Source organism: Methanobacteriaceae archaeon, assembly GCA_030656015.1.
Taxonomy (GTDB): domain Archaea; phylum Methanobacteriota; class Methanobacteria; order Methanobacteriales; family Methanobacteriaceae; genus UBA349.
Genome location: JAUSNX010000006.1, coordinates 61,852 through 72,226, shown reverse-complemented (window position 1 = coordinate 72,226; position 10,375 = coordinate 61,852). Strand labels below are relative to the sequence as shown.

Genomic DNA, 10,375 nt, shown 5'->3' with positions numbered 1-10,375 from the left:
GGGTTATACCGGTCCTAAGGGTAGGTTATCCACGTGTTACTGAGCCGTTCGCCACGAACCCCCGAAGGAGTTCGTTCGACTTGCATGGCTTAATCGAACCCCAATAGCAGTAGCCTCCGCCAGGATCAAACGGATTTGCTAATATATAAAATATTGGGAAGTATAGAATTGTACATGTTAAAAAGGAGTTATTTAGTAAACATACCAAATATCACCACATTCTACCATAAATGACCAACATCAAACACAAACACTATTTGCTAAGCAAAGGTTTGTGCTCTCATTTAAATAATTGTAAATAATAGCCAAATGCTCAAACACAGCCGTTCACAGAACGATAAAATCGCGCTCCGGCCGATGCCTTATACATCGTGGCACATACTATACACGACACTCAAAGAAACACAAAATTATTAGAAAATATTGCAAAATCAGCAATATTCAATGTTTTCAAATTGATTTGAGTGAAAAACAATTACAATAAAAAATATATTAATTGTAATTAATAATATACAGATAAACATGTAGATAAATCTTTTGATTACTGAGTATTTTTTTAATCAATACCAAAAAAGGAAATGAATTAGAATGGCCAGTCACTTAAAAAAAGAAATTTTAAAAGAATGCCACCAACAAGGTATATATTTGGTAGGGTTTAGTCAAGTAGGGCGGTGGGAAAATCCTCCAGAAGAGCTTCCTAACAAATTTAAAGATTGGATTCCCCCCCAATTCTGGCCACAAAATATCTACCCCGAAACAAAAACCGTGATTGTTATGGGAATTCCATTACAACTGCCCATAGTGGAAACCGCCCCTTCCATTTACTACCACGAATTATATAAAACCGTTAATTCACTTTTAGATTCTAAGGCCTATGAATTATCAGAATATTTAAATCAAAAAGGATTTGCCTCCATCTATCTTCCCAGGGATGGTTATGGGGACATAGATGTACTTCTTAAAAAACCAATGGCCTTCTTTTCCCACCGCCATGCTGCTTACCTAGCAGGAATGGGATCTTTTGGTCAAAACAACACGATTTTAACACCAGAATACGGTCCCAGAGTAAGATTTACTTCTATTTTCACCTCGGCAGAAATAGAATCAGATGAAATACCTGGTGACGACCTATGTACTCAGTGCCAGCTTTGCATTGAAGATTGCCCGGTAACCGCCATACCACCAATATCAAAGCATAATAATGATATTATTCCCCTAATAGACAAAATAAGCTGTGCTAAGAGAAGCAAAAGTTTAAGAGAAAAATATACAAGTCCTTGTGGAATCTGTATAAAAGTATGTCCCGTAGGTAAAGATAGGAAATTGTTTTCCCGAGAAAATATGGAAATATACGCTTCTAAAAAAGGATTTGAAAACTATAAAAAGGCCTGGAAACATGTCAGATCCTATGGAAGTAAAGACTAAAAAAATAAAAAATAGATGAAATTAATATTTAAAGTTATTCCCTCATTTCCAGATCCATCAGTATACGCACCATGGCCGGTTCCTGATTAATATCTACCGAAAGAGAGGCTCCCTCATCCATATAAAGTGAAGTTAACATGAAATCACTGGATATTTCATCCATTCCACATCCTTTACTGGTTTTGATACTGAAAATTTCACCCTCAGTACCATTAAAATAATCCCTTACCATGGTCGAGTCCCTACCCATGACCCTGATCATTATCATGAGATGTTTTTCACTGGAATAATGTAAATCTCTGATGAATTCTTCTGGAACAATCAATTGTTTTAGTTTTCCAGCTTTATTTTTCTTAATAAATGTTAAAGTTTCTATATCTTGTGACAAATCCAACCATCCCCTGATTTAAAAAATTCTGATATATTATTATATAATATTTATTAACTCAATGATTTATTAATTTCGATATAATTTTTTAATAAAGCATCAAAATAAAAAAATCATTTTTTGGTGGCCTTATAATATAAACGGCCAAATTTAACCAGTATATAAACAATTACCAGTATAATTCCTATTATGGCTACTAAAATTCCTGGGGTCATTATAGAAACACCTATTAATATATTTAAATTATTATAATATCATTATACTGATTTAATTATTAATTCCATATAATAATATATAATTAATATGAAGTAATTTCAAGTATTAATTAGAAATTAAAAAAGTGGAAATTGAATTCTAAAAATCCCCACTATATTAAACTGATAAAATGACCAAATTAAAGCTTCTAAACCCTGAAAAAATAAAAGAAAGGGCATCTAAATTGGAAAACTGGCAAGTAATTGATAATCATCATTTATTGGGGACTTTTTATTTTAATGACCTGGCCGGGTCCATGCATCTAGCGGTTAAAGTGGGTCGTCTGGCTGAAAAAATGCAACATGACCCAGAAATGAGTATTGGTGCTGGAAAAGTAGAATTAAGTATTTTCACTCATGATGTTAGTGGTTTAACAGATTTGGACTTTGAATTTGCCCAAAGAGTAGAAGATCTACTTAAAGAATAAATTATTCAAGTTCCCAAATTTAAATCTACAAACAAAGAGCTTATTGAAAAAATTAATTATATTCCTGGAGATTTATACATGATAACTGTTAATTTAAAAGCAGGCCTTGGAAATCAGTTGTTCCAATACGCTTTTGGTCGTTCATTATCCCATGACTTAAATACAGATCTTTTATTTGATTTATCACATTATGATAGTGAGTATTCTAAATCTATAATACATGACTGCTATAATTTACATTATTTCAAAATAAATGATGACTTGAAATTCTCTAATGATATAAAATCAATTGCAAATCTTAATTTTTATGATGAAATTTCCTTTAGCAAAATAACCGACTTTCCTTCTCTAAAAAATTTCAATAAACTACAAATTCCGGCACACTTTGATGGTTACTGGCAATCTGAAAAATATTTTATGCATAATGAAAAAATAATTAGAAAAGATTTACAATTTAAAAATCCTCTTAATGGCAAAGATAAGGTCATTGCCAAAGATATAAAAGACCATAATGCCGTGGCAATGCATATCCGTAGAGGAGATTATCTGGATTATACCAAGTTTGGAACGTGTAGTACTGATTACTACAAAAAAGCGGTTTCTTTCATAGAAAAGCGCGTAGAAAACCCTAAATTTTTTATTTTTTCTGATGATCATCAATGGGTTAAGAAAAATATCCATATTTCACACCCTACTTATCAAGTCACCCACAACGATATCGAAAAAGGACACAAAGACCTTCATTTAATGTCACTATGTAAACATTTTATAATAGCCAATAGTTCTTTTAGCTGGTGGGGGGCCTGGTTATCAGAAAATGAGGATAAAATAGTTACTACACCACAGCCATGGTTTATTTGTCGCCATCCCAATCTTAGATACATTGACAAAGGAAAAAATTACTTTCCAATTCCTAATGACCATAGTAAAGTCTTTAATGACTCTAAAATAATTTTATTCAATTTAAATCCTTCTAAATATTCTTTGAATATTCCTTCAGTTCACAATACAGACTTAAGTGTTGATAAAAATATTTTAAATATTAAAACATCAGGGAATGATTCTAAAATATATTTAAAAGAAATTCAAAAATTAAATGAAGATAATGATGTTATAATTAAAATATCCATGAAAGCCAAATCTTCTGGTGTTTTGGAAGTGTATTACACCACCAAACAATCAGTTAACCATACTGGATATAATAAATTTTATTCATATTATTATGAAAACGATGATCTGGATATTTACGTTTATTTATCAAAAGAATTTTTATTAACAAACTTAATGCTAGTGCCCTCTTCAATTGGTGGAACTAACATAGATATAAGATCATTAGAAATTCGCGAAATTAATAATTCTAAAAAATTTTACTCAAACACCTATAAAAATGTCTCTAACAAAATCTCTAATTTTAGAAATATTTTTCTCAGGTTAAATTAATAAAAAACCAAGCCTAGTTGAGTCCTATATAAAATCAAAAAAGAAAAATATACTCATTAATTACTCATCCATAAGGTCTATGAAATTATCCATGTCGGTAACATTGAATACAAACTTGTGTCGGGCCTTTTTATTTCCCAGACGCTTCATGGTCATTAAACACGATACAGCAGAATCTTCAGGGCTGGCCTCTACTATTTTTTCAAACCATTCAGCATCTTCATCCTTTTCAAATGTCATTTCCATAACATTAGCATGAAGATCCATACTACATCCCCTTTTTTCTAAAATTTTCTCTAATTTTTTCATTTTTTCTCCATTCATGAAATCGCCATGAAAATAATAAAATATTATATTATTAATTTATATTTGAATTCATTCAGTTATAATATTTGATTTATTAAATTAATTAATATCCTAGATTTAATAAATTTAATTGAATCTTAACGATAATATTAAATTAAAGTTATTAAATACTCTAAAAAAATCAATATAATCTTGGGTGGGGTCCTAATGAATGCTGCAAAAATATCCATAATAATACCAGTTTATAATGTAGAAAAATATCTGGAGCAATGCTTAGAAAGTGTCATTAATCAAACGATGACTGAAATAGAAATTATATGCGTAAATGATGGCTCTAAAGATAAATCACCCCAAATACTGGAAGAATTCGCTCAAAAAGATGAGAGAATAAAGGTAATCCATAAAGAAAACGGGGGCATTGCATCTGCGAGGAATGAAGGTCTGAAATATGTAACTGGAGAATACATAGGATTTGTAGACTCTGACGATTGGATAGAGCCTCATATGTATGAAACATTATATAATAATGCTAAATCAAACGATTGTGACATGGTAATGTGCTCCGCCCATCGTTTTGATGAGGTTACCCAAGAATTACTTTATGATCTGCCTTATTTTACCTTAGAATTTTTTAATGAATCTTTTAATGATGTTGTTTTTAATTACCAGGCCACTGGAAATTTTTTATTTAAAATCAATGTTACACCATGGAATAAAGTTTACAAAGCCAGCTTTTTAAAAGAAAATAAAATAAAATTTCCAGAAGGTCTTGATTTTGAGGATAATACATTTTTCTACGAATCCTATTTAAAAGCAAATAAGGTTTCTCTGGTTAGGGATCATTTATATTTCTATCGAATAAATCGACGAGGATCATTTATAGCTACTGGAAATAAACGATTTTTTGATGTTATTCCTATTCAAAATTTAAATGAAAAGTTAGTGAGAGAATATTGTCCAGTTTCCCTGGATTCATTCCTAAATTTTAAGATTGAACAATTTATTTCCCGCTGTAATCAAGTTGATGAAGAATACAAACAAGAATTTTTGGAAATTATTAAAGAAGATTTGTCTAAAACGGATATTGATGATTTTAAAAAATTAAATGAGACTAATCAAGTTATATTCAATAATTTGATGAAATCTAACACATATAAAGAATATGAATTATATGAAAAAATTAGTGAAATGCAAAAAGAAATAAAAGCAGAATTGCATCACCAATCAAAAGAATATGAATTAAAAATAAAACAACAAAGATTAACTTTTGATGAAGAATTAAAAATAAAAAATAGGCTAATTGAAGAAATAATGAGTTCTAATAGCTGGAAAATAACTGGACCCCTGCGAAATGTTCGAATTTTATTTAAAAAAGCATGATATTTCACCATATAAATCTTTATCTATTTTAAATGAACAAATTAATAATATACATATATGGGATAAATGGCACAAAAAGATGTGAATATTTTTATTAAATAGTGGAAAATAATTTATTATACATTATGATTAAGTTTATCAATTAATTATGGAGAACATCAATGAAAGCCAATAAAAAACTTTTAATTCCAATATTACTAGCCATTTTTACTATTTCATTATCATTTAGTATTAGTACGGCCTCAGCAGTACAATCCACCATATATGTCGATCCCAATGGGAGTGACAATTGGAGTGGAGAAATTCCTACATTTAATGGTACTGATGGGCCCAAAAAGACTATTAAAAATGCTATTGGAATCGTAACTACTAACGGAACCGTGAAAATTAGTAATGGAAGATACTTGGAACATGGAATAATCATTAACAAAAATGTAAATATTAATGGAGAAAACCAGAAAAACACTATAATTGATGGGCAATATTCCGACAGAATATTCTTTGTTCAAACAGGGATTCAAGTAAAAATAAGTGATTTAACAATTACTAACGGACAAACAAAAGATAGTGGGGGAGCAATATATTCTAAGGGTGCTTTGACTGCAAATAATATTTCTTTTATAAATAATAAAGCCCCTTATAATTATGGAGGGGCTATAAAAAGTAATTATTATTCATTATACCTAAATAACTGCACATTTACCAATAATAGAGCAAGATTATCTGGAGCCATAGCAGCTAGCTATACATCAATAACAATAAATAATAGCATCTTTAATTATAACAAAGCAACTTATGGACCAGGTGGAGCCGTACTTAATTCAAGAGGATCTTTGACCGTCAAAAATAGTAAATTCATTAGTAACTCTGCAACAAAACGTTTTGGTGGCGCATTCTACAATACAAAAGGATCCTTATCAGTTACTAATTCCATATTCATGTATAATACAGCACCCGAAAGTGGAGCAATATATGCTGAAGATAGTACCCGAACCATATACATAAACCAAAATACTTTCATTAAAAATCTGGCAAACAATGGCCGTGGAGGGGCATTATACCACTGTCACGGTACTTTAATTGCAAATAACAACATATTTACAAACAATAGGGCCACCATTAATGGAGGGGCCATTTATATAGATAGTTCTGGATTACCAAGTGTGAGTTACAGTAAAATGATTATGAACAATTGTAGTTTCACCAACAATACTGCAAGTAGATATGCCGGCGCCATATACAATCATGGGACATTAAAAGCTACTAATTGCATATTCCTTACTAACCGAGCAATTACTGTGAGTGGTGGGGCCATTTGCAATGCTAGAGGTAATTTAATATTGGCCTACAATAAATTTACCAGTAACAAATCAATTAAAGGTGGAGCAATTTACAGCCATTACGGAAAAATAAATATAACTAAAAACGTTTTTAAAGGAAACCTTGGAAAATACTTGAAATATAAGGGTTTATATCTTTATCAAGCTAAAGGAACTGTAAGTTACAACAAATTTAGTTAATCTAATTATTTCAATAGTATTAATAACTTATTTTTTATTTTTTCAAAAAATATAAAACTATTCTTTAAAACTATAATTTAATATATTAAATTATACTACTTCTAACATAAATAAGTCATATTAATTACTTCAAAGTAAATTATCTTCATATTAATTTAATATTAACTATTTAATTTGAGTTGAAAAAATGAAAGTTTTAATTATAGGTTCAGAAGGCATGCTAGGGCATGATTTAGTTGATGTATTATCTGCTGAAAATGAAATTAGTACAACCACCATTGATACTCTGGACATAACCGACATAGAAAAAACCATTAAAACCGTGAAAAACATCAAACCCGATGTGGTTGTTCATGCAGCTGCTTTTACTGATGTGGATGGAAGTGAAACTAATGAGGATTTGGCCTATAAAGTGAATGTATTAGGAACCAGAAATGTGGCTGTTGCTTGCAGTGAAGTAGATGCTGCTTTAGTTTATATATGCACAGATTATGTTTTTGATGGCACAAAAGGTAGCTCATATTATGAATACGACCAAACCAACCCATTAGGAGTTTATGGTAAAACCAAACACCAAGGCGAAGTTTGCATTCGTGACATTTTAAATAAATTTTATATAGTTCGAACTTCATGGTTATACGGGTTCCATGGGCCTAATTTTATTACTACTATGCTTAAATTAGCCGAAAAAATGGATAATATTTCTGTTGTGGCTGATCAAATAGGTTCTCCCACATATACTGTTGATCTGGCAACCGCAATTTCAGAACTAATAAAAAAACCAGCTTACGGAATATATCATATAACTAATAGTGATCACTGTTCCTGGTATGAATATGCCCAAGAAATCTTCGAAAATGCCGGAATTGATATTGAATTAAATCCTGTTAGTACCGAAGAATTTGGTAGCCCGGCACCAAGGCCAAAATATTCTGTTTTAGAGAATTATAACTGGAAAATGGAAGCTTTTCCAAAAATTAGAAGCTATAAAGAAGCTTTAAGAGAATATATGGATTTATTGTAATATATTTAATATTAATAATCGCTTCTTGATTAGCTAATAAGTTAGGACTTTGACCATTATACTGAATTTGTGAATAATAAGTTGATTATTGGAGTGAAATATGTCTAAAACATTATTTTCTATAAGCATGGTCAAAAATGAATCAGATGTCATTGAATCATTTGTACGTTATAATATTAATATTTTTGATGGGATGATTATTTTAGATAATCAAAGTTCAGATAATACTTTAGAAATTCTAAATTTACTTAAAAAAGAAGGTCTTAATTTATATATAATTAAAGACGAAGATAGGGAATTTGATCAAGCCATTAAAACAAACAAATTATTATCCTGCGCTATAAATAAATATAATGCAGATATTGTGGTTCCCTTAGATGCAGATGAGTTTATTATGACTCCTCATAATAAAAATCCGCGCGAATTTTTAGAAAAGATAGAATTTCCAACTTTAAGTTTAGTTAAATGGAAAACTTATGTCCCTACTTTCGATAATGAAAATGAAATATTCATCCCATCCAAAATAACTTTTGCAAGGGACGATTATGGAGAATATTGTAAAGCCATCATACCTAAAGAACTCGTTGAAAAATTTGATGTTAAATTAACAAAAGGAAATCATAACATATCTAATTCTAAACATGATAAATCAATAAAAAAATTTCTTAGTAGTGATTTACGCATAGCTCATTTTCCCATACGTTCAGAAGATCAGATAATCGCTAAGATTGCTGTGGGGTGGATTAATACGTTATGTGATATTACTCACGGTGAAAGTACATCTTGGCACATTAAAGACATGTTTAATTACTTAAAACATGAAGGAAAAATTGGAAAAGAAGATATGATCAATTTCGCCAAAAAATATTCTTTAGATGACCAGGAAAAAGAAGTTAAGATTGAATATGATCCCTTGGATTTAAAATTATTTAACAATATTTCCATAAAATATGAGAATTATGAGATTGATTACATTTCAAATATTTTAGAAAACTCAGAAACACTGGCTAAAGATTATTCAAATTTGAAAAAAAATTATTTAAATCTGGAAAAAAATAAATTAGATGAACAAGAAAGATTTAAAATTGAAATAGCTAAATATAAAGCCAATAATGATAATTTAACACTTAAATTAAACAAGCTAAGTCATGGGAAAAATCAATTAGAACTTAAAATAAATGAATATGAAAATAGTACCTCATGGAGATTAACTTCACCTATGCGCAAATTTATAGCATTTCTAAAGAATTAATAATGTTTTTATAATTGATTAATTTATTAACTTGGAGCAAAAAAAATGAAAGGAATTGTACTTGCAGGAGGATCCGGTACCCGGCTTTATCCAATTACTAAAGCTGTTTCAAAGCAGTTGCTTGCTATTTATGATAAACCAATGATTTATTATCCATTATCCGTTCTTATGCTGGCGGGTATAAAAGAAATATTAATCATATCAACCCCTCGAGATTTACCCCAATATGAACAACTTCTAGGAGACGGTAGTGATTTAGGTATATCTTTCTCATATGCGGTTCAAGAAGAACCTCGTGGCTTGGCCGAGGCATTCATAGTGGGTGAAGAATTTATTGGAGAGGATAATGTTGCTTTAGTTCTTGGAGACAACATATTCCACGGCCATAGATTCAGCGAGATTTTAAAAAGAGCAGCCTCAGTTCAAGACGGTGCAGTTGTCTTTGGTTATTATGTTAGAGATCCTCATGCTTTTGGAGTAGTTGAATTTGATGAAGAAGGTAATGTGTTATCATTAGAAGAAAAACCAGAACATCCTAAATCTAATTACGCCATACCCGGCCTTTATTTCTATGATAATAGTGTTGTGGAGATAGCTAAAAATGTAAGGCCTTCTGATAGAGGCGAACTGGAAATCACATCTGTTAATGAAGAATATCTCAAAAGAAAACAGCTAAAAGTAGAACTTTTAGGTAGAGGAATGGCTTGGTTAGACACCGGAACCCATATTGGTTTATTGGAAGCCAGTAATTTTGTAGAGGCCATACAAAAGAGACAGGGATTTTATATTGCCTGTTTAGAAGAAATTGCATTTAATAATGGATGGATCAATGAAGAAAAAGTTTTAAAACTGGCTAAACCTTTGAAAAAGACAGATTATGGGGATTATTTAACAGATTTAGTTAATAATGAGTTTTAATATTCACTAGTCCTTGAATTTGAATAAGGAGAGATTTTTA

At 30.4% G+C, this 10,375-nt stretch carries 10 protein-coding genes and 1 rRNA gene; 8 read left to right on the top strand and 3 right to left on the bottom strand.

Translation table 11 applies throughout. The annotated features are described in order from the left end of the window. Nucleotides 1-136 (bottom strand): 16S ribosomal RNA (locus tag Q7I96_06490); the annotation flags it as partial. A gap of 452 nt (nt 137-588) precedes the next feature. Here Q7I96_06490 and Q7I96_06485 point away from each other — a divergent pair. Beyond that, nucleotides 589-1,425: an epoxyqueuosine reductase gene (locus Q7I96_06485; GenBank protein MDO9627253.1), complete on the top strand. Its 837-nt coding sequence runs from the start codon at nt 589-591 to the stop codon at nt 1,423-1,425. Nucleotides 1,426-1,459: 34 nt separating this feature from the next. On the opposite strand, the gene Q7I96_06480 is transcribed toward Q7I96_06485, so the two are convergent. Then, nucleotides 1,460-1,813, bottom strand: coding sequence for a hypothetical protein (locus tag Q7I96_06480; GenBank protein MDO9627252.1), 354 nt, complete (start codon nt 1,811-1,813; stop codon nt 1,460-1,462). Between the two features lie 385 nt (nt 1,814-2,198). On the opposite strand from Q7I96_06480, the gene Q7I96_06475 reads away from it, so the two are divergent. Then, complete coding sequence (locus Q7I96_06475; protein ID MDO9627251.1) at nt 2,199-2,495, top strand: 4a-hydroxytetrahydrobiopterin dehydratase; 297 nt, start codon at nt 2,199-2,201, stop codon at nt 2,493-2,495. Between the two features lie 60 nt (nt 2,496-2,555). Continuing rightward, on the top strand, nt 2,556-3,935 hold the full coding sequence (locus tag Q7I96_06470) for an alpha-1,2-fucosyltransferase (protein ID MDO9627250.1): 1,380 nt from the start codon (nt 2,556-2,558) through the stop codon (nt 3,933-3,935). Between the two features lie 60 nt (nt 3,936-3,995). On the opposite strand, the gene Q7I96_06465 is transcribed toward Q7I96_06470, so the two are convergent. After that, nucleotides 3,996-4,244, bottom strand: coding sequence for a hypothetical protein (locus Q7I96_06465; protein ID MDO9627249.1), 249 nt, complete (start codon nt 4,242-4,244; stop codon nt 3,996-3,998). 204 nt (nt 4,245-4,448) lie between these two features. Between Q7I96_06465 and Q7I96_06460 the strand changes: the two genes are divergently transcribed. The 5 genes from Q7I96_06460 to rfbA all read left to right on the top strand — a co-directional run bounded on the left by Q7I96_06460 (nt 4,449) and on the right by rfbA (nt 10,335). Beyond that, nucleotides 4,449-5,621, top strand: coding sequence for a glycosyltransferase (locus tag Q7I96_06460; GenBank protein ID MDO9627248.1), 1,173 nt, complete (start codon nt 4,449-4,451; stop codon nt 5,619-5,621). A gap of 161 nt (nt 5,622-5,782) precedes the next feature. After that, nucleotides 5,783-7,141 carry a hypothetical protein gene (locus tag Q7I96_06455; GenBank protein MDO9627247.1) on the top strand — a complete coding sequence of 453 codons (1,359 nt, stop codon included), beginning with the start codon at nt 5,783-5,785 and terminating at the stop codon, nt 7,139-7,141. Between the two features lie 187 nt (nt 7,142-7,328). Beyond that, nucleotides 7,329-8,165, top strand: coding sequence for a dTDP-4-dehydrorhamnose reductase (rfbD, locus tag Q7I96_06450; GenBank protein MDO9627246.1), 837 nt, complete (start codon nt 7,329-7,331; stop codon nt 8,163-8,165). Between the two features lie 100 nt (nt 8,166-8,265). Continuing rightward, complete coding sequence (locus tag Q7I96_06445) at nt 8,266-9,417, top strand: glycosyltransferase family 2 protein (GenBank protein MDO9627245.1); 1,152 nt, start codon at nt 8,266-8,268, stop codon at nt 9,415-9,417. A 45-nt stretch (nt 9,418-9,462) separates the two neighbouring features. After that, nucleotides 9,463-10,335, top strand: coding sequence for a glucose-1-phosphate thymidylyltransferase RfbA (rfbA, locus tag Q7I96_06440; protein ID MDO9627244.1), 873 nt, complete (start codon nt 9,463-9,465; stop codon nt 10,333-10,335). Nucleotides 10,336-10,375 lie beyond the last annotated feature (40 nt).